The organism is uncultured Polaribacter sp., from assembly GCF_947501385.1.
GTDB lineage: Bacteria > Bacteroidota > Bacteroidia > Flavobacteriales > Flavobacteriaceae > Polaribacter.
This window is the reverse complement of sequence record NZ_CANMVP010000023.1, coordinates 50,882-71,961: the sequence shown is the minus strand read 5'-3', so window position 1 is coordinate 71,961 and position 21,080 is coordinate 50,882. Positions and strand designations below refer to the sequence as shown.

20 protein-coding genes are annotated in these 21,080 nt (G+C 29.5%); 15 read left to right on the top strand and 5 right to left on the bottom strand.

All coding sequences use genetic code 11. The features are described 5' to 3' along the window. Positions 1-30 precede the first annotated feature (30 nt). Both Q0998_RS14825 and Q0998_RS14820 read left to right on the top strand, forming a co-directional pair. Positions 31-2,055, top strand: coding sequence for an NADPH-dependent 2,4-dienoyl-CoA reductase (locus Q0998_RS14825; protein ID WP_299671121.1), 2,025 nt, complete (start codon positions 31-33; stop codon positions 2,053-2,055). Positions 2,056-2,092: 37 nt separating this feature from the next. Beyond that, positions 2,093-2,644 (top strand): hypothetical protein, encoded by a 552-nt coding sequence (locus Q0998_RS14820; RefSeq protein ID WP_299671119.1) that lies wholly within the window; start codon positions 2,093-2,095, stop codon positions 2,642-2,644. 3 nt (positions 2,645-2,647) lie between these two features. Here Q0998_RS14820 and Q0998_RS14815 read toward each other — a convergent pair whose 3' ends face one another. Next, on the bottom strand, positions 2,648-3,616 hold the full coding sequence (locus Q0998_RS14815; RefSeq protein ID WP_299671116.1) for a hypothetical protein: 969 nt from the start codon (positions 3,614-3,616) through the stop codon (positions 2,648-2,650). Further along, positions 3,616-4,590, bottom strand: a complete 975-nt coding sequence (locus tag Q0998_RS14810; RefSeq protein WP_299671114.1) for a hypothetical protein — start codon at positions 4,588-4,590, stop codon at positions 3,616-3,618. The genes Q0998_RS14815 and Q0998_RS14810 overlap by 1 nt, the downstream gene beginning before the upstream one ends. 124 nt (positions 4,591-4,714) lie before the next feature. Here Q0998_RS14810 and Q0998_RS14805 point away from each other — a divergent pair, with 124 nt between their 5' ends. After that, positions 4,715-4,897 (top strand): CAL67264 family membrane protein, encoded by a 183-nt coding sequence (locus Q0998_RS14805; RefSeq protein WP_299671112.1) that lies wholly within the window; start codon positions 4,715-4,717, stop codon positions 4,895-4,897. 66 nt (positions 4,898-4,963) lie between these two features. After that, the gene (gene ettA, locus Q0998_RS14800) at positions 4,964-6,655 is read left to right on the top strand and encodes an energy-dependent translational throttle protein EttA (protein ID WP_299671110.1); all 1,692 of its coding nucleotides are present in this window, start codon (positions 4,964-4,966) and stop codon (positions 6,653-6,655) included. Positions 6,656-6,819: 164 nt separating this feature from the next. Here the strand turns inward: ettA and Q0998_RS14795 are convergent, their stop codons facing one another. Further along, positions 6,820-7,578 carry a hypothetical protein gene (locus tag Q0998_RS14795; protein ID WP_299671107.1) on the bottom strand — a complete coding sequence of 253 codons (759 nt, stop codon included), beginning with the start codon at positions 7,576-7,578 and terminating at the stop codon, positions 6,820-6,822. Between the two features lie 370 nt (positions 7,579-7,948). Here Q0998_RS14795 and Q0998_RS14790 point away from each other — a divergent pair, with 370 nt between their 5' ends. The 8 genes from Q0998_RS14790 to Q0998_RS14755 all read left to right on the top strand — a co-directional run bounded on the left by Q0998_RS14790 (position 7,949) and on the right by Q0998_RS14755 (position 14,001). Further along, positions 7,949-8,122 (top strand): hypothetical protein, encoded by a 174-nt coding sequence (locus Q0998_RS14790; RefSeq protein WP_299671105.1) that lies wholly within the window; start codon positions 7,949-7,951, stop codon positions 8,120-8,122. A 34-nt stretch (positions 8,123-8,156) separates the two neighbouring features. Beyond that, positions 8,157-9,956, top strand: a complete 1,800-nt coding sequence (locus Q0998_RS14785; RefSeq protein ID WP_299671103.1) for a hypothetical protein — start codon at positions 8,157-8,159, stop codon at positions 9,954-9,956. Positions 9,957-9,958: 2 nt separating this feature from the next. Continuing rightward, positions 9,959-10,627, top strand: coding sequence for a response regulator (locus Q0998_RS14780; RefSeq protein ID WP_299671101.1), 669 nt, complete (start codon positions 9,959-9,961; stop codon positions 10,625-10,627). Positions 10,628-10,722: 95 nt separating this feature from the next. Continuing rightward, positions 10,723-11,625, top strand: coding sequence for a hypothetical protein (locus tag Q0998_RS14775; protein WP_299671098.1), 903 nt, complete (start codon positions 10,723-10,725; stop codon positions 11,623-11,625). A gap of 8 nt (positions 11,626-11,633) precedes the next feature. Beyond that, positions 11,634-12,011: a PH domain-containing protein gene (locus Q0998_RS14770; protein ID WP_299671096.1), complete on the top strand. Its 378-nt coding sequence runs from the start codon at positions 11,634-11,636 to the stop codon at positions 12,009-12,011. A gap of 105 nt (positions 12,012-12,116) precedes the next feature. Further along, a complete protein-coding gene (locus Q0998_RS14765; RefSeq protein ID WP_299671094.1) occupies positions 12,117-12,596 on the top strand; it encodes a DUF5763 domain-containing protein in 480 nt (159 codons plus the stop codon). A gap of 88 nt (positions 12,597-12,684) precedes the next feature. Next, positions 12,685-13,743: a type I restriction endonuclease gene (locus Q0998_RS14760; RefSeq protein ID WP_299671092.1), complete on the top strand. Its 1,059-nt coding sequence runs from the start codon at positions 12,685-12,687 to the stop codon at positions 13,741-13,743. Between the two features lie 33 nt (positions 13,744-13,776). Next, on the top strand, positions 13,777-14,001 hold the full coding sequence (locus tag Q0998_RS14755; protein WP_299671090.1) for a hypothetical protein: 225 nt from the start codon (positions 13,777-13,779) through the stop codon (positions 13,999-14,001). Between the two features lie 146 nt (positions 14,002-14,147). On the opposite strand, the gene Q0998_RS14750 is transcribed toward Q0998_RS14755, so the two are convergent. Next, the gene (locus Q0998_RS14750; RefSeq protein ID WP_299671088.1) at positions 14,148-15,203 is read right to left on the bottom strand and encodes a hypothetical protein; all 1,056 of its coding nucleotides are present in this window, start codon (positions 15,201-15,203) and stop codon (positions 14,148-14,150) included. 232 nt (positions 15,204-15,435) lie between these two features. Between Q0998_RS14750 and Q0998_RS14745 the strand changes: the two genes are divergently transcribed. From Q0998_RS14745 to Q0998_RS14735, 3 genes are all read left to right on the top strand, one after another. Next, on the top strand, positions 15,436-15,927 hold the full coding sequence (locus tag Q0998_RS14745) for a DinB family protein (RefSeq protein ID WP_299671086.1): 492 nt from the start codon (positions 15,436-15,438) through the stop codon (positions 15,925-15,927). A gap of 88 nt (positions 15,928-16,015) precedes the next feature. Continuing rightward, on the top strand, positions 16,016-16,927 hold the full coding sequence (locus Q0998_RS14740) for a serine hydrolase (protein ID WP_299671084.1): 912 nt from the start codon (positions 16,016-16,018) through the stop codon (positions 16,925-16,927). A gap of 20 nt (positions 16,928-16,947) precedes the next feature. Continuing rightward, the gene (locus Q0998_RS14735) at positions 16,948-19,773 is read left to right on the top strand and encodes an Npt1/Npt2 family nucleotide transporter (protein WP_299671082.1); all 2,826 of its coding nucleotides are present in this window, start codon (positions 16,948-16,950) and stop codon (positions 19,771-19,773) included. Here Q0998_RS14735 and Q0998_RS14730 read toward each other — a convergent pair. Further along, entirely contained in the window at positions 19,770-21,077 is a 1,308-nt protein-coding gene (locus Q0998_RS14730) for a serine hydrolase (RefSeq protein WP_299671080.1), read from the bottom strand. The genes Q0998_RS14735 and Q0998_RS14730 overlap by 4 nt on opposite strands. Positions 21,078-21,080 lie beyond the last annotated feature (3 nt).

Here is a 21,080-nt window from a genome sequence, read left to right as displayed (position 1 = left end):
GCGTGCATAATAAAATAATTCCAAATAAACATGAAATACAAACACATTTTTGAACCTTTAGATTTAGGTTTTACTACTTTAAAGAATAGGATTTTAATGGGTTCTATGCATACAGGTTTAGAAGAAGAAAAAAATGGAATTGATAGAATTGCTGCTTATTATGCTGAAAGAGCAAAAGGAGGAGTTGGCTTAATTGTAACCGGTGGTATTGCGCCAAATATACAAGGTTGGACAGGACCTTTTGCGGCAAGAATGTCAACTAAAAAGCATGCAAAACATCATCAAAAAATAACAGCAGCAGTGCATAAGGAAGGTGGTAAGATATGTATGCAGATCTTACATGCAGGTCGTTATGGCTATCATCCTTTCAACGTAGCACCGTCTAAAATTAAAGCTCCAATAAACAGATTTACACCTTTTAAATTAAAAGAATCGGGCATAAAGAGAACCATTAAAGATTTTGTAAATTCTGCAAAGCTTTCTAAAATTGCTGGATATGATGGTGTTGAAATTATGGGATCTGAAGGATATCTCATCAACCAATTTATTGCAAAAAGAACCAACAAAAGAAATGATGCTTGGGGTGGCGATTATGAGAATAGAATGCGTTTGCCTATTGAATTGGTAAAACAAACCAGAGCAGCTGTGGGTAAGGAATTTATTATTATCTATAGACTTTCTATGTTAGATTTGGTAGAAAACGGAAGTTCTTGGGAAGAAGTTGTGCAATTGGGAAAAGAAATTGAAAAGGCAGGTGCAACAATTATAAATACAGGTATTGGATGGCATGAATCTAGAATACCAACCATTGCAACTTCGGTTCCAAGAGCAGCGTTTACTTGGGTTACCAAAAAAATGAAAGAAGAACTTTCTATTCCTTTGATAACATCCAATAGAATAAATATGCCTGAAACTGCGGAAAAAGTTTTGGCAGATGGCGATGCAGATATGATTTCGATGGCAAGACCATTTTTGGCAGATCCAGAATGGGTACATAAAGCCAAAGAAGAAAGAGCCGATGAAATAAATACCTGTATTGGTTGTAATCAAGCATGTTTAGATCATGTTTTTAAACAAAAAGTAGCAAGTTGTTTGGTAAATCCACGGGCTTGCCATGAAACAGAATTGATTTATAAATTAACCGATCATCAGAAAAAAGTAGCCGTTGTTGGTGCGGGTCCTGCAGGATTGTCTGCAGCTACCATTGCAGCACAAAGAGGTCATCAAGTAACGTTATTTGATGCAGATGCAACAATTGGAGGTCAATTTAATATGGCAAAACAGATTCCTGGAAAAGAAGAGTTTTATGAAACGTTGCGTTATTTTAATAAGCAAATTGAGTTGCACAATGTAACTGTAAAAGTAAATACAAAAGTTGCTGTAGCTGATTTACAAACCTCAGATTTCGACGAAATTGTGATTGCAACAGGCATACAACCAAGAGAGTTAAAAATCGAAGGAATTGATCATGAAAAAGTATTGAGTTATATAGATGTTTTAAAACACAAAAAACCAGTTGGAAAAAGAGTTGCGGTAATTGGAGCTGGCGGAATTGGTTTCGACGTTTCTGAATACTTATCTCATAAAGGTACATCTACTGCACTAGATATCGATGCTTGGTTAAAAGAATGGGGAATCGATAAGTCATTACAGGCAAGAAGCGGAATTGAGGGTATAAAGCCTTCTTACGAAGCTTCTGCTAGAGAAATTTTTATGTTTAAAAGAAGTGCAGGAAAATTTGGAGGAAATCTTGGTAAAACTACAGGTTGGATTCATAGATCTACTTTGAAAAAGAAAAAAGTTCAGTTTATAGGTAAAGTTTCTTACACAAAAATAGACGATCAAGGTTTACATTATGTTCAAAATGAAGAAAATAAAATATTAGAAGTCGATAATATCGTTATTTGCGCGGGTCAAACACCCTTTAAAGAACTGTATCAACCGCTGTTAGATGCAGGGAAAAATGTGCACGTAATTGGTGGCGCGGATTTTGCAGGAGAGCTAGATGCAAAAAGAGCTATAGAACAAGGTAGTAAATTAGCCGCTATATTATAATTCTTTTTATATTTTTGTAAATTATATCTTAAAAAAAATGAAAAATCTAATTATTGTCATTGTATTATTTATAAGTTATTGTTCTGTTGGTCAAGAAGCGCCAAAAATGCCAAAATACAATGCGAAAAATGCCGCTAATATTTTTTACTACGATTTACTTGAAGCACCTGAGAAAATAAAGGTGAAGAATGATCTTACTAAAAATAAGATGACCAAAGCGCTTAGAAATTATAATGATAAAGTTAAAAATATATCATTTTTAAATTCTGCAAAATTACAAGAACTAGAACTTACTATCAATACGTTAGGAGAGCAATTGTATAAAAATAGAGACTTAGCTTTAGAGGTGAGAAAAAAAATTGAAGCTACCATTTTACCTATTAGAGATAGCATTGTAGTTTATGAGAAAAGCTTAAATAGTAATTTAGAAGAAAACTTATCTAAAAAACAATTTAAAAAATGGTTAAAGTATCAAAAAGCAACAAAAAGAAAATTGCTTCCAGAACGTCCTAAAAGTCAAAATAACCCTCCTTCAAACATGAATAGTCGAAGAAACGGACAAGGAGGAATGGGCGGTAGAAGGTTCTAATGCTTATTTGATCATTTTTACTGAATTTACATTTCCTCCTCCATCATATTCTTTAACAGAATTTTTCGGATCTAATTTCCAGTTTCCATCAACAATAAATTTATAATGATGTTTGCCTCCCGTTAATTTTGTGGTGTATTTCCATCCATTTTCTGTTCTAATCATACGATAAGCGTTTTCGGACCAATTATTAAAGGAACCTGCAAGTATTACTTTCTCTGCATCTGTAAAACCGTCTAAAAGAAATGTAGTTTCCTTTTGTATGTCTAGTATAGAATTGAAACTGTTATGTTCATTAAGCACTTTGTTTTTATTAGCAGGATCTTCCATCCATTCACCATCTACAATAAATTTATATTGATAACAATTTGGTTTTAGCTGAAGGTTTAATTTCCAACCTTCATCAGTCTTGATCATTTGATACAAATGTTCATTCCAATTATTAAAGGTACCAGCTAAAATTACTTTTTCCGCATTTTTAAATCCTTTTAAAAAGAATTTCGAATTTCCTTTTTCAGAAATTAAAATCGGTAGAATTTTAAAATTATAGGTATTTAACCTTTTACCAAACCAGGTTTTAGCGGCCGTTATGTTCAGTGCATTTTCGGTGATTTCTGCCCAAAGTGAATTGTTGATGATGAATTTAAATTCCCAATTAAAATCATCATCAAAATCAGCAATTTTCTTTCTAAGTTGGTACAAATTGGTATCCACTTTTTTCATTCTCCAATTTTTTCGAGACCATTTGTTGAAATTACCAGAGACAAAAACACTTTTAATATCAAAATCATCAAAGTCTATTCTTTGCTGATTTTTGTCATTTGTAACCACTTCGTAATCTCTTTTGTCGAAAGTAAAAACAATAGTTTCTCCTTCAATCTTATATCCTTGTATGGTTTTTTCTTGCGCATATCCGTAGAAAGAAATACAAATTGAAAAAAGTAGTATGATATGTAGTATTTTTAATTTCACTATCTAATTATTGGGTATTTTATAAAATAGATTTTTTCTTTTTTATAGTTCATAATAACACGCTTTTGAGCAAAAAAATCGTGCCCTAAAATACCATCTAGTTTTGTGCCAAATGCTTTGTTCATGTTTTTTAGATTGGTAATGATGGTTTTCATAGGGCCAAAATAATTTTTATCATTCAATTTAACTCTGTGTAAATTTCCATATAATACTTCAATTTTCTTAGAACTTGCCCCCATGAGTTGTATTCTTTTCTTGGGATAAAAATGCTTCAAAACTTTTTTATGAACTTTAGAACTTAGCTGGTTAAATTCTGCACCTGTATCTAAACCAAATTTTAATTTTTCTTTATTTACAAAGGCATCAATTACAATGGTATGGTTTTTTAGCGAAAAATTAATACTATCTGTAATCGTTTCAAGATACTTATTTTTGCTTAGTTTTTTTCCTGTTTTATCCGTCTTTGTTAAGGTAATTTGATTTAGATATAAATCGATAAAAATTTCATAATCTTTTAGAATATCAAAACCAATAATGCCCAATAATTTTATCTTCTTGCTTTTCTCAATATGAGATAAATCGATAATATCAGAATCTTTGTTTTTTAAATGTAATGTCTCTAAAGAAAAGTTATTAATTCTTTTTTCAATCGGATTTTCAATGGTATTTAAAACGCCAGAAGTTTCTCCTTTTTTGACATAATTGAATCCATACGTTTTAAAATGAACCTTGTTTAAAATAAAAGCTTCCGAGCCTGTATCGATAATAAAATTTCCTTTTTGATTTTTTAAACTTCCTTCTACTACTAATAACCTATCAACCAGTTTAAAAGGAATTCTTGTGGTAAACTCATTGATGCATTCAGCCTTCGAAAAATACAATGGAATTTTTGGAAATAGCCGTATTGGAGGGTTTTCAGCAAAAGTAAAGTTGCTTAAAAACACGAACGAAAGTAAGAAAAGGAAGTGTTTCATATCATAAAGACGACTTCTAAAACAAATATGTTACAAGTTAAATATTTTTTTGCGATTTTAAGACTTGAACAAGCAAAATAAATTAACGATATTTGTCGATCACATTAACTAATAGAGATGAATTATGGGAATGAATAAAAATACCGTGCTTGCTTGGGCAACTTTTATAATGATTTTGGTAGGACTAAGTCTAATTGCTTTAGGTGCTTTTAGATATGATGATGTTGCTGGTTGGGGTTTTGCTGCGGTTGGTATAGGTTTCTTTGCAATTGCCTGGGTTTTTAATGCATTGAAAGGGAGAGTATAGAATTTAAATAAAAGTGTTTTTAAATAGCAGTTTTTGATTAAAAAATAAAATGTAAAAAAATAGAATATGAGTGATGATAAAAAAGTAATTTTTTCCATGAATAAGCTTTCCAAGACCTATCAATCTACAGGGAAGCAGGTTTTAAAAGATATTTATTTAAGTTTTTTCTACGGAGCAAAAATTGGAATTCTTGGTTTAAACGGATCAGGAAAATCTACCTTACTAAAAATAATTGCTGGGGTAGAGAAGAATTTTCAAGGAGATGTAACTTTTGCTCCAGGATATAATGTTGGTTATTTAGAACAAGAGCCACAACTAGACCCAGAAAAAACGGTTTTAGAAGTTGTAAAAGAAGGTGTTGCAGAAACCGTTGCCATTTTAGATGAATACAACAAAATTAACGACATGTTTGGTTTGGAAGAAATCTATTCTGATGCAGATAAGATGGAAAAACTAATGAATCAGCAAGCAGAGCTTCAAGATAAAATTGATGCTGCAAATGCTTGGGAATTAGACACCAAATTAGAAATTGCCATGGATGCCTTAAGAACACCAGATTCTGATAAGAAGATTGGCGTGCTTTCTGGTGGAGAAAAACGTAGAGTTGCGCTGTGTAGATTGCTTTTACAAGAACCAGAAATCTTATTATTAGATGAGCCAACCAATCACTTAGATGCAGAATCTGTACATTGGTTAGAGCATCATTTAGCACAATACAAAGGAACGGTAATCGCTGTAACTCATGATAGATATTTTTTAGATAATGTTGCAGGTTGGATTTTAGAGTTAGACAGAGGTGAAGGAATTCCTTGGAAAGGAAATTACTCTTCCTGGTTAGATCAAAAATCTCAAAGAATGGCGAAAGAAAGTAAAACAGCTTCTAAACGTCAAAAAACGTTAGAACGTGAATTAGAATGGGTGCGTCAAGGAGCAAAAGGAAGACAGACCAAACAAAAAGCGCGTTTAAAGAATTATGATAAGTTAATGAGTCAAGACCAAAAACAGGTTGACGAAAAACTAGAAATTTATATTCCGAATGGACCAAGATTAGGAACCAATGTGATAGAAGCAAAGGGTGTTTCTAAAGCTTTCGGAGATAAATTATTGTATGAAAACCTTGAATTTAATCTTCCTCAAGCTGGAATTGTAGGGATTATTGGACCCAACGGTGCAGGTAAAACCACAATTTTTAAAATGATTATGGGTGAAGAAGCTCCAGATGCAGGAAGCTTTAATGTTGGTGAAACGGCTAAAATAGCCTATGTAGATCAGGCGCATTCTAATATAAATCCTGAAAAAACAATTTGGGAAAACTTTTCTGACGGTCAAGATTTGGTGATGATGGGAGGAAAGCAAGTAAACTCTCGTGCCTATTTAAGTAGATTTAATTTTTCTGGAAGTGAGCAGAACAAGAAGGTAAATACACTTTCTGGTGGAGAAAGAAATAGGTTGCATTTGGCAATGACTTTAAAAGAAGAAGGAAATGTGCTGCTTTTAGATGAACCTACAAACGATTTAGATGTAAATACGTTAAGAGCCTTAGAAGAAGGTTTAGAAAACTTTGCAGGTTGTGCCGTAGTAATTAGTCACGATAGATGGTTTTTAGACAGGGTTTGTACACATATTTTGGCTTTTGAAGGAAATAGTGAAGTCTATTTCTTTGAAGGTTCTTTCTCTGATTATGAAGAAAATAAAAAGAACCGTTTGGGTGGAGATTTAATGCCAAAACGAATCAAATATAAAAAGTTGATTCGATAATCTTCTATAAGATTCAATTGATTTTTTTAAAAAGACAAAAGCAGCTAAAATTTTTAGCTGCTTTTTTTTTATCATTCCTGCAAAGGCAGGAATCTTATAATTAAAATTTCTATAATTAAATGAGATTTTTTCTCATTCTTCTTTCGAAATGAAAAAAAACACTTTTACTGTAGAATAGTTTTATTTTCTTTTGCTGTAAAAACATATTTATTAATAATGTACTCAGTTACAGGATCAAGTTCTTTTAAGGTTTCTGGATGAATTCCTCTACTTGTAAAAAATTCCATTTTTTTTGATCTTGATTTTCCATACCAAATAATTGCTTTTCCGTTTTCAAAAAAAGTTGTTTCTTCATCTACTTCAACCTTTTTGAATTGATCAATATTAATAGTGTAAAAGCTATTATTAATGGCATTTTTAGCCTTACAAGAGGAAGTTTCGAAATGATTTTCGTTCCAAACAATACAATTTCCTGAATTAGTATTATTGTATTTGTAAATTAAAAATACTGCAAGAAAAATCAATGAAATTGAAATACCTGCGATGGGTTTTTTATATTTTTCTTTAAACGTTTTATCTTTTGGTTTTTTAGGAACTTCTGGTTTATTTGGCTCATTAATTAGATCTACTGATCTAATGGTTGGTTCTTTTGTAGATTTATAATAGTCAAAATCTTTATCAATTACATATTGAGACATAAAGTCTAAAAGATATTTATTAGGCTCTTTAACAATTACATTTTCTCTTCCTTCAACATATTTATCATACAAGCGGGTTGCCTTTTTGATACTCACATAATTTCTGTCATTAAAATTAGCTTCTTGAAGTTCTTCTACCCAAAAAGTGGCTATTGCATTTTTATTCTTCTTTAATTCTCTTTTTTCAATCTCATTAAAAAAATCAGTAATAAGTACTTTAATCATAGCTAGTTAGTTGTTTGTCCAAAAGTAGACATTTTAGACATACTGTAGTTAAAAATGTTTAAAATTAGACAAATTATAGCTGGTAAAAAACTGTCTAAACCTTGACTAATGCTAAGTTTAAATCACTTCCGATATTTGCAGAAGTATTAGTTCTCTAAAAAAAATAGCAGAGAATTATTTCTACACAGAGAAAGAATAGTGATGTTTTATTGCATTGGGAAAAACAATCGAATATCACTTTTTAATCTCTACAACTTCCCATTAAAGAGGCTCGAGACTCTTTTAAATTTTAATGTGTTGCTGGCAACAATAATATCTGAATCAAACATTCGGACAGCAACACTTTTTTTAATTTTTAAAAGAACAAATTATGAAAAAAGTATTTTTAGCATTGGCAATATTATTTGCAAACGGAGTTTTTACATCTTGTACAGAGTTAGAAGATGATACTGAAAAGTTGGAGATTTTAGCAACGGAAGGAGAGGAAGGTCAGGATCCAGATGATGACGATGATGACCCAGAAACAACAGGTGGAGGAAGTTAATTCTTCAAACAAATAATTATAGTATTTTAGAGGAATGAAAGTTAAAACTTTATTCCTCTTTTTTGCAATTTTATTTTTAAAGACAACTACTTTTTCATTCCAAAATAAAGAGCATCAAATTCCTTATGATAGTATTTATAAAAAAGTTAGCTTTTATAGTAAACGAAACAATCATAATAAAGCTTTATTTTATTCTAGAAAATTACTTGCAAAAGGATTAAAAGATGGAAATATAAATCAGCAAGCAAAATCATTTTCTAAAATTGCAGAATTTCAAAGAAAATTAAATTTTAAAGACAGTGCTTTTTATTATTACAATAAATCAAAACATTTATATCATCAGCAAAAAGATAGTGCTCAACTTGGTAGAATTTTATTAAATATAGCTATAATAGAATCAGATTTTGGAAGTTATTCAGCAAGTGATTCAATAGCTGTAGAATCGATAAAATATTTAAACGGTAAAAGAATAAATACTATTGCTTCTGCTTATAACTGTTTAGCGATTAATTCAAAAAAACGTTTTTTATATAAAGATGCTATTTCATATTATACAAAAGCTATTAATTTTTCAGGAAAGAAAAGTTCAAAAATTTTATATTGGAGCAATCTTTCTGTAACTTATAAAGACTTAAAAGATTATTATAAATCAATTTCAATTTTAGAAAATCTCTTAAAAGATTCAATTAAAATCCAAAAAACGAAGGCAAGAATAATAGATAATTTAGCTCATATAAAGTGGTTAAATAATTCAAAAGAAAACATTTTAAAAGATTTGTTATTAGCTGAAGAAATCAGAAAAAATGAAAAAGATAATTACGGATTAATTGCAAGCTATTCTCATTTATCAGATTATTATAAAAAAATAAATAAAAATCAATCTTTATTTTATGCTGAAAAAGCTTATCAAATCTCCAAAAACCAAAAAAGCGTTACAGGTCAATTAGAATCTATAGACAAAATTGTAGCACTTCAAAAACCTCAAAAATCAATTAAATATTATCAAGAAAGTATTCGTTTAAGAGATTCTCTTCAAAAGGCAAATACCCAAAGGCAATACAAATTCGCCAAAATTAAGTACAATTACGAAGAGGAAGAAAAGCAAAAGCTAAAGTTTAAAAACCTAGCGACTGAAAATAAATTGATTGCCGAACAAGAAAATAGTCAAAAGAAGAATATTTTAATACTTGTAATTTTACTTACTTCTGTTTTTATTTTTTATATCCATAGAAGAAAACAACAGCACAAAAAGCGAATCTTACAGGAAAACTATAAGACGGAAACTAGAATTGCAAAAAGATTACATGACGAATTAGGAAATGGTATTTATAATGTGATTACAAAAGTTCTAAATCCAAAATTTGAAACAGAAGAAGTTGTAAACGATTTAGATAAAATATACTTACAAACTCGTAAAATTTCTCATGAAAACGATGCTATAGAAACAGGGGCTAAATTTGAAAGTTATTTTAAAGGATTGATAACTAGTTATAATTCTTATACTTGTAAAATTATTCTAAAAGATGTGCCGATTTTAGAATTAAATACTTTAAAAGAAGAGACGCAAGTTGAACTGTATAGAGTTTTTAATGAGCTTTTTGTAAATATGAAAAAGCATAGTAAGGCTTCTTTAGTATTGATTTCTTGCAAAAAAATAAAAAAGTTTAACGAGATTGTTTACACAGATAACGGAGTAGGTTTTGCAAATTCTACTGTAGTTTTAAAAAACGGACTTAAAAATATGGAAACCCGTATAAAATCTATTGGCGGAACTCTTAATTTTGAACAGCAACCAATAAAAGGTTGTAAAATAACAATCCGTTTTAAAAAATAAACATGTTTCAAAAAGTTTTAATTGCTGAAGATTTCGATATTATAAACAGTGGGTTGAAAGCTACTTTAGAAGAAATGCAGATTTCTGAAATTGCACATGTTTCTTATTGCGATGAAGCATTGTTAAAATTAAAAAAAGGAAAGCTAGAAGAAAAACCTTACGACTTATTGATCTCTGATTTGTCCTTTGTAGCAGATCATCACAAACAAGACATAACTTCAGGAGAAGCATTAATCGAAAAAGTTAGAGAAGATTTCCCTGATTTAAAAATAATTGTTTTCTCTGTGGAAGACAAACCATTTAGAATTCAGAATTTATATAAAAACTTACAAATTAATGGATATGTTTGGAAGAATAGAAACGGGCAAAAAGAATTGAAAAAAGCAATAGAACACATCTATGCTAAAGAAGATTTTTATATTTCAGAAGACTTAAGAGAAGCCATTCATCCTAAAAAGGCGATTGAAATTACAGCATATGATACTTTATTGATTGAATATCTGTCTAAAGGGTTTTTACAAGAAGCAATTAGTGATAAATTAAAAGAAAAAGGAATAACACCTTCTAGTGTGAGTGCTGTAGAAAAAAGATTAAAATTTTTAAAAGAACATTTTAATGCGAATAATCCTACGCATTTAGTGGCTATTGCCAAAGATTTTGGTTTAATTTAAAAATAATAATTTTGTTATTATTTGTAGACTACGGGTTTCCGTAAACTTTTTTTGTTTTGATGAGTTAGTTTTGATGATATTTCAAAAATATAAATATGTTTTTAGCTGTATTATTTTTTTTACTGATTGGAGTAGCGTTTATTTTTCTTATTATCGGAATGATTAATCCTTTGTTTATTTTGAGATGGAGTAAAAATCCCACAAGGTTAAAAGTTTTTGGGTTTTGGTTTGTAATTAATTTTATTTTATGGATTTTCTTTGTAATTACGATTCCAAGTCAAACTAATATAGATAAAATTATGGAATCTAGAAATTATCTTGATAATGGAAAATATTTAAAGGCAAAGTTAAATCTTTCTCAAATAAAAGAATCAGATAGTCTTTACAGCAAGGCTAGAAAAATTATAAATAAAGCCGATAGTTTAATTACGATACAAGAAGAGGAAAAAGAAAATAAAAAACTAGAATTTGAAAAAGTTGAGAGAGAGGCAAATATATTAAACCAAAAAGAACAACTTGAAAGAGAAATTTCATCTATTAAAAAAGGAGTTGATTTTTCTTCTTACAGAGGTTCAATTGATTCAATACAGCTAGAGTTGGTGTTATTTGGAGCTTGGGCGAATATAATTGAAGAAAGTGAAAAGTACGAATCAAAAGATATTAAAAAGCTAACAGCTGACTTGAAAAGAAGGGTTGTTAAACTCCAGAAAATAGAATTTCCTAAATTGAGAGCTAATTATGGAAAAATATTTGGAAAAGAATTATGGAGAAGTAATATTAAAGTTAGAGTAAACGGAAGAGGTAAAAAATATATAAATTTTGCAGGAGGAATATTTGCGAATAATGCAAATAAAGAAGATTTTCACAATAAAATATCAGAGGTGCTTAAATTATACAGATTTAAACAAGCGAGATATAGATGGTATGATGGAGCATCTGAATATACTTATTGGGGTTTAGAACCAAAAAAAGATAGTGAATTAATGAATTTTAAATAAAAAACATAATGGGATTATTCAATCAATTATTGGGGAATGCAAGTGAAATTTCAACAGAAAAATTAAATGAAAAATATAAAAGATTATTAATAGATGATGAAGAGATTGAATTAGGCTTTAAACTTTTTAGAGATATTTTTATGTTTACAAATAAGCGTTTGATACTTGTGGATATTCAAGGATTAACAGGAAGTAAAATTGAATATAAATCGATGCCTTATAAAAGCATATCAAGATTTTCTTTGGAAACTTCAGGGACATTTGATTTAGATGCAGAATTAAAAATCTGGATTTCTAGTGAAAATATACCGTCGGTGAGTAAGAAATTTAATAAAAGTATAAATGTATATGAAGTTCAAAAGTATTTAGCGAGTAAAATACTTTAAGAGTTCAATATAAGAAAGAAGGAGTATTATTTTAAAACCTTACAAATTTTCGTAAGGTTTTGCTTTGCAGTAATTTATTGTATTATTACATGAACTAATTTCACTATGAAATATTTTTTAATTATTGGTTTTGTTCTAATGAGTTTTCATTTGAAAGCTCAAAATGTGTATAAAACTCCTTCAGGAAAAAAATACCATTTGGCTTCTTGCAGAATGGTAGAAAATGTTTCAAAGAAACTATTAGGCAAAAAGGATATTTCTAAATTTAAATTAACTCCTTGTAAAATTTGTAAACCACCAAAAATTAAAGATTTAATAAATACTCTTAATTTTACAGATAAAGCTGTTGGTATATCTACATCTGTTAGATGTAAAGGTTTCACTAAAAAGGGCACAAGATGCAAACATGTAACAAAAATAGCGAACGGTTATTGTTATCAGCACACTGGTCAAAATAAAAAAGAGAATAGTAGAACAACTTCTTCTTCTAAAAGTAAAACAACGCTTTGTGGCGCAAAAATCAAATCTGGAAAATCCTGTAAACGGAAAGTAAAAGGTGGAGGGCATTGTTATCAACATAAATAAAATATTAAAAACGTATAATTTTAAATCTTACGGATTCCCGTAAGGTTTTGTTTTTAAATACAATTAAGTTTGGGTTAAAATATAATCCATGGAATTCCAAAACAAAATAAAAGCAATCGCAGACAAAATTACGTTGCTAAAAGATAAAATTGAAACTGAAGAATCTACCAAACATGCCTTTGTACTGCCTTTTATTCATGCTTTGGGATACGATTCTTTTAATCCAACTGAAGTTGTGCCAGAATTTACTGCAGATTTGGGCTTAAAAAAAGGAGAAAAAGTAGATTATGCTATTTTTCAAGATAATGACCCAATTTTAATCATAGAATGTAAGAACTGGAAAGAATCTTTAGACAATCATAACTCGCAGTTATTTAGGTATTTCCATGTGACTAAAACGCGTTTTTCTTTACTCACAAACGGAATTCAATATCGTTTTTATACAGATTTAGAACAAACCAATAAAATGGATGAAAAACCATTTTTAGAGTTTGATATTACCAAAGTAAAAGACACTGATATCCACGAAATACTAAAATTTCATAAATCTAATTTTGACGTTAATAAAATTGTAGACAATGCAAGTTCCCTTAAATATACCAAAGAAATCAAGAAATGCATTTCAGAAGAACTGACAAAGCCCTCTTTTGAATTTTCTAGACTTTTTGCAACCAAGGTTTATTCTGGGCGCTTAACAGAAAAGGTAATGGACGAGTTTACCGAATTGGTTCATAAAGCCTTTAATCAAATAATAGGAGAGAAGGTGAATGATCGCTTAAATTCTGCTTTAAACAAAGAATCAGAAAAACAGCAAAAAGATATTATTGATGATACTGTTGAAGAAACTAAAATAGTTACTACAGAAGAGGAATTAGATGGTTACAGAATAATTGTGGCTATTTTAAGAAGAAAATTGCCCGTAGAAAGAATTACACATAGAGATACACAATCTTATTTTGGAATTCTTTTAGATGATAATAATAGAAAACCATTATGCAGATTGCATTTAAATACTAGTAATAAATATTTAGGGATTTTTGATGAAAATAAAAAAGAAACAAAAATTACTATCAAATCGATCGATGAGATTTACAAATACGAAGAGCAACTTTTAAAAATTATAGATTTCTACGAACTAAATAATTAGAAAGTTTATATTTGAAATCAAATAACTTAACCTATGAAAAACCTACTCTTAATTTTCTCACTCTTATTTGTGCTGACCGCTTTTCAAATAAAAGAAAAAGAAGTTTTTATTTGTACTAGTAAATCGAGCAAAAAATATCACTTAAAAAAAGATTGTAGTGGTATTAAAAAATGCAAATCTAAAATTAAAAAGATCACTAAAAAGAAAGCAGAGAATGTAGGTAGAACTATTTGTAAATTAGAAAATAAAAAAGATTAAAACATAAAAAACCCCATTCTAAAATGGGGCTTTTAACTTTTACTTTTCCAGTCAAAATTAAATCTAGTTAGTTAACAAAAAATTTAAATAATGAGTTTCAAATTTACTAAGAATCAAAGTTTTATATATAGGTATTAATACCTATTTTAACTTCTTCTTTTAGTTTTAGAAACTGTATTTACTCTTTTTTTATTGTCAACTTTTCTTTTAACTCTAGAAGGAATTTTCACATTTTCTCTACTTCTTGTTACAGAAGTTCTTTTTGTATTATTATTTGTAGTTCTTTTTACATTAGAATTGGTGTTCTTTCTAGTATTTGCTCCTACTGTTCTTTTAATTCTAGTAGGTGCTTTCGCATTTTCATTATTTCGAGTTACAGAAGTTCTTTTTGTATTCTTGTCTGTAGTTCTTCTAACATTCGTATTTGAATTTCTTCTAGTACTTGCATCGCTATTTTTTCTTACCTCTGAATTTCTTCTAGTATTTGCATCAAGGTTTCTTTTAGCTTCAGATTTTCTATAAGATTTAATACTACGTTTAGTGTTACTGTTATTTCTATTTACAGAAGTTTGTTTTCTTCTTTTTAGAATTTGAGATCGTTTTCCAATCTTCGCATTTCTATTTGCTTTGTAATAGAAAAAATTACGATCTTCTCTAAATTGTGTATAGTTTCTTCTAAAATCATTATTAAAAAAATACGCATGGTTATAGTTCCAAATAGTTCCTAAATTTAGGTTGATTCTAATGCCGTTGTGATTGTAAAAATTATCTCTTACATTTCCATAAAACACAGGATCTCCCCATCTGTTGTAGGATATATTTAAGTTTCCAACATTTGTAAGTCTATTTCCAAAATATCGCATGTAAACAGAACCTACTCTAGAGACGTTTCCTCTAAAATCATAGTTAATAAATACAGAACCAACACGTCTTATTCTACCTCTATAATCTCTATCTATGGTTACGCCATTTCTTCTTGTACGTACTCCGTTAAAGTCATAATATGTATCGTTATAATTGCTGTTAAAATCAAAATCACCATTCGTAAAAATAAAAAATTCAATTCCTCTTTCTAAGAAGTTAACAGAATTGTTATAAGAATGGTGAACCCTAATGTTGTTTGATAAATTTTCGCCATTTTTGGCTTCAACAGTAGAAACCATCATGAACATTCCTAATAATATAAGTACACCTTTTTTCATAATATATGGTTTAAGGGTTTTGCCTACTCTAATTGCTTTTCGGCTTCCGCATTTGTTGTAGTATTTTCAAAGAGCGTGCCAAAAAAGTAAAGATTTGTTTACATAGTACTACTAATGCTTAACTATTAATGTGTAAGAAGTTGTGTGTCATTTGATTATAAAATTTTTAAAATTCAGAAAGAACTCGTAATTTAGAAGCATATTTTACGACCATTATTCCAAAATAAATTACATGATTGAAACGATTGCCCAGAATTTAGAGAAAGGAATTCAATTATTAAAAAGTATTAGTGACGAAGAATATTCAGATAGATCAGTAGCACCTTATTATTCAAGTATAGGCTGTCATATACGTCATGTTTTAGATGTGTTTTCTTGTATTTTTAAAGGACTAGAAAATAAAGCAATAGATTTTTCTATAAGAGATAGAAATGAGCTAGTGGAATTAAAAACGACTATAGGCATCGCATATTTCGAAACAATCATTTTTCAACTTTATAAAATTAAAAAAGAAGATTTTAATAAAATAGTTAAAGTCTCTGATGATTTAGGGCAAGGAATTGAAACGGCAAATTATACACTTGCTGCGGTTTTAATGCAAACCCAAAGTCATACAACACATCATTACGCTAGTATTGGTTATTTGATTTATCAATTAGGTATTGAATTACCAAACACAAACTTTGGTTTTAACCCTACAACACCAATAAAAGTAAGAAATTAATGCTAGGTTTAGATAATATTAACAACTATAATTTGTTTACTGGCACATATTTTGTATATTATATACTATGATTGACAAAAAAATAAATATGCATTTTAAAAAAATTAAAGAACATTTTTTAATATTAACTTTTCTAGTATTTTCTGGGGTCGTTTACGGACAAAATGGGTTGCCTATAAGTCACGTAGATGATATAGACCCAATTGCAGAAATTGAAAATGCTGAATTAAAAGATATCTTAACCAAACAAATAAATTCTAATAAAAAATGGAAACGCCTTGTAGCAGGAAGACAAATGTCTATTGGTATTGTAGATTTAAGTGATCCTTTAAATTTTAAGTATGCAGGAATGAATGATAATTTTATGATGTATGCTGCAAGTTTACCAAAAATTGCCATTCTTTTAGCGGCTATGGATGCCATAGAAAATGGTGAAATGGAGTATACCGATGAAATTAAAAAAGATTTACGCTTAATGATCAGTAAATCGAACAATCAGGCATCTACGAGAATGATTGATAGACTTGGGTATAAAAAAATTGAAGAAGTTTTACGAGCTCCAAAAAATAAACTATACGATGAAGAAGTTGGTGGTGGTCTTTGGGTTGGTAAAAGATATGCAGCTGCAGGAAAAAGAAGTCCAGATCCTATGAAAGGTCTAAGTCATGCGGCTACAACAAGACAGGTTTGTAGTTTTTATTACCAATTGGCATTAGGAAACTTAATTAGTACAGAACGTTCTAAAGAAATGTTAGATATTATGAAAGATCCTAAGTTGCATCATAAGTTTGTAAATACTTTAGACATTATTGCACCCAAAGCAACGGTTTATAGAAAGTCTGGTTCTTGGAGAAATTACCATTCAGACTCTGCATTGGTTTGGGGTCCAAAAAGAAAATATATTATTGTAGCTTTAATTGATAATGATTATGGTGAACAAATTATTAGAAATTTAGTGAGACCTTTAGAAAAGGTATTAAAAAAAGCCCGTTCTTTATAGTTCTATTTATGAAATAAGCTGTGAGAAAGATTATTACAAAAACATTTGGACTAAGAGATGATGAGATAGGCATCTCTTTTTTAATGCTATTATATATTTTTATAATTATTACGGTTTTACTTATTGTAAAACCCACTGTAAATGCACTTTTTGTATCTCAATTGGGTGCAGATAACTTGCCATTTGGTTATCTTTTAGTGGCTGGTGTGGCTGTACTAACAACCTATTTTTATAATAGAGCCATCAGAAAATTTTCTCTTGTAAAAGTTACTGTAATTTCTTTAGTCATATTTAGTTTGGCTTTTGTTGCTTTAAGCTTGGTATTAAGACATGATATTATTAGTAGTTGGGTACTTTATTTCTACTATGTATTTATATCCTTATTTGCTGTAGTAGCAACTTCACAATTTTGGTTGTTTGCGAACATGGTTTTTAATGCCAGAGAAGCCAAAAGAAATTTTGGTTTTATTGGCGCAGGAGCTATTGCAGGCGGAATATTTGGTGGGTACTTAACAAGTATCATCGCTACCAGCTTTGGAAACGAATATGCTATCTTTCTTGCTGCATTGTTAATTTTACTTTGTATTCCTATTTTAAAAAGTGTTTATAATTTAAAAATTAAATTTTTAAACTCTTTTAAACGAAAACAAGTAATTGCAGATCAAGAAAATTTAGAAAGTTCTTCTTTACGTTTGATTGCAAAATCGAAACACTTAACATACATTGCCTTAATTACAGGAATTGGAGTTATTGTAGCAAAACTAGTAGATTTTCAATTTAGTGCTTTTGCTTATGAAGCCATTCCAGATTCTGATGAATTGGCTGCTTTTTTTGGATTCTGGTTTTCAACATTTAATGTTGTTGCGCTTGTAATACAATTATTTCTTACCAATAAAATTTTAACTAGAATAGGGGTTTCTTCAACCTTATTAATTCTTCCATTAACTATTGCGTTTGGGAGTTTGCTATTTTTAACATTTCCAGAATTATGGGTTTTAATATTGATAAAAGGAATTGATGGCAGTGCGAAACAATCTTTGAATAAAGCCGCTGTAGAATTGTCTATCATGCCAATTCCGTTGTTAGTTAAAAATCAAGCAAAATCTTATATAGATGTTGCTGTAGATAGTATTGCAACTGGTTTTGCGGGTTTTTTATTAATCTTTTTAATAAAGAGATTAGATTTAGACTCTTCTTACATTACTGTAATTGTATTGTTGTTTACTTTTATTTGGATCTTATTAATTTACCGTCTGCGTGAAGCCTATTTTAATTCTTTTAAAACAAATATTCAAAAGACATTAACTTTTGAAGCAAATTCAGAAAAAAATAAAAAGACAGAAAATACCATTGCAGATGTTAAAAATATTTTAGAAAATGGCGATGAAGCTTCTATTTTAAGCATATTAGATCGCTTAAAAGATTATAAGGAAACCTCTTTTAATACTAAAATTATTAAATTGTTAGACCACCCTTCTAATAAAGTGAAAACAGAAGCTATTGATTACTTAGATTCTTTTGAAGATCTAGATATTTTAGACAAAGTAGAGACGTTGGTTCATGAGAAAGACGATGTTTTGGTCTACATAGCTTTAGATTATATATTAGCACATTCTCCCATTACAGATGAATCTTTTTTTAATAAATATTTAGACAACCAAAATGAATACATCGCAAATGGTGCACTACTAACACTAGCGAAACAAAGCTCTAACAATGCTAAACTAGGTGAAAAATACAATTTAGTAGAAAGATTAGAGCAAAGAATGTATATTTTGACTTCAGATGATGTAGATGCTAAAAAAGAGCTGCTAGCGGGTTTATTAATGAGTATTGCCTATACAAGACTTATAAAATATTATAAATATATAAATATCCACCTGAAAAGTAATGTAAATTATGTTGTAAAATTTGCAACAACTGCTGCTGGAATTTCTTCAGATGAGGTTTTTATAAACGATTTGTTAGCGTTATTAGAGTCTAAAACGCATAGAAAAAGAGCGATAAAAGCACTTAAAAGCTATGGTCCAAAAATTATTGAAATCATTTTAAAAATTGATAAGAATAATCAGCTTAAACCTTCCATTAGAAAATTTATACCAAAAGTAATTGAGTCTTTTAATAATGAGGAAGCCGTAAGAATTTTAATGCGTTTGTTAAAAAGTAAAAATGCAGTTACAAGACTAGAATCATCAAAATCATTAAAAAAATTAAAGAAAAGTAATCATCAATTATACATCAGTACAAGAGTTATTAAAAATCAAATATTTAGAGAAAGTAGTTACTATAAAAATACCCTAGAAATTATCAATTCGATACAACACATTATTAATGAGGACTTATCTAAAGAAGAAGATGCATCTGATCAGAATGTTTATGAAGCAAGAAAAGACATGATGACTGCTTTAGAAAAAGTGCTAGAGTACAATTTAAAATGTATCTTCAACTTATTGAGTTTAATTTACAATGAAGAAGATATCAATATGACCTATATTGGCATACAGAGTGAAATTAGAGAGGCTAAAGTAAACTCTTTAGAATTTTTGGATAACATTCTTCAAAGTAAAATTAAAATGATGGTACTACCTGTTGTAGAGAATTATATTGTAGATGACAAGTTGAATTCGCCCGTTATAGCGCTTAAAGTATTGACTGAAAAGAAATATTTACAAAGAATTATGAGAATGGGAGGTACCCAACTAAAAATTCTTGTTCTTAAATACCTACAAGTATCTAAAAACAAGAATTATATTTCAATTGTTTTACCTTTAAAAAAGTTTAAAAATAGCGAAGTGAAAGAAATAGCAACAAAAACCTATCACTTGTTTATTACAAACAATCATTAATTATCACCACCGTCATCTAGCGTATACTCTTCCTCTTTAATTTCTAGTTTCCTCACATTTGCATCACTATTAATAATGTCGTCTATTTTGCTTGCCAAATACATGTGTGCACCCGCAGAATTTTTGTTTAAAACGTTAGACATTAAACAAACAATATATTTAATACCATTGTCATGCTCTACAATAATAACAGAGTTCATATAATTGAAAACGTTACCCGCATAACTAGAACAATTCGGGTTTTTATTTCGATCACATTTGTAATAACTACCAGATTTAAAATACACAGCTGCACTGTCTAATCTTTTAGAATAGGCGTAACGGATTCTTCTATCTGTTAAGTATAACAATCTTTTCATTTCTAAGCTTGCCGCTTTATCAATTACTTTTCCTTGTTCTAATTGTGCTAAAAATTTCATCAAACCTTTTGGCGTTCCAATACTACCTCCTTTTCTACTCAAATGTCTTCCAGAACCTCTAGTGAAAAAACCACCTAATTTCCATTCATTTTCTTCAATTCCTAAATCTCTTAAGGGTTGATTCACAACTCTGTGAGATAAATTTGTTAAAGAATCTCTTGGGGTATCTTCAAAATATTGCTCCGCTTTTTCTGCATCTAAAAAGAAGTACTCCTGCCCAAAAGCAGCCATTAACATCGCCTCTCTATACAGAACGCTAGCTGCGCCATTATTACTCACAGAAACCATGTGGTCTAACCATTCGTATAACGAAAATTCATCACTTGCACGAACTGTTCTTTTTACCAATTTGTCTGTTTCTATGTCGTACACAGGAATTGTATGATGATCTCCTGTTCCCCAATATCTAGAAGTTACTCTAATATTCTTTAAATAGGCAGCTCTTTCATCCCAATCTGGACATAGTTTTGCCAACTGATCCATTACCGCTAATAAAACAGCTATTTTACCAACACTTCCTGGTTGATAACCCACATTTTCTCTATGTGCTGCATATCTTAGTTTTTCAGGATTACTCATATCCATAATAGCTACAGAATACGCACCAGAAGGCATTATTCTTTTTAATTTTCTTTCAAAATCGTTGTCAGCAACTAATAAATCCGCTACGCTGTCTTTCTTTCTATCTAGAAGATTTAATTTTATATCAGAAAGCTTTTTAAAAGCTCCTGCAGGTATTCTTGTATAGCGAACACTGTCTCGTTGAAATTGTCTTAGTTGATACAATCTTGCGATTCCAGTGCTATCATAGCCGTCTATCGGATATTTCATAAAACCTAAAGATGCAATGATTAAAATTCCTAATACTATATATTTTCCTTTCATATT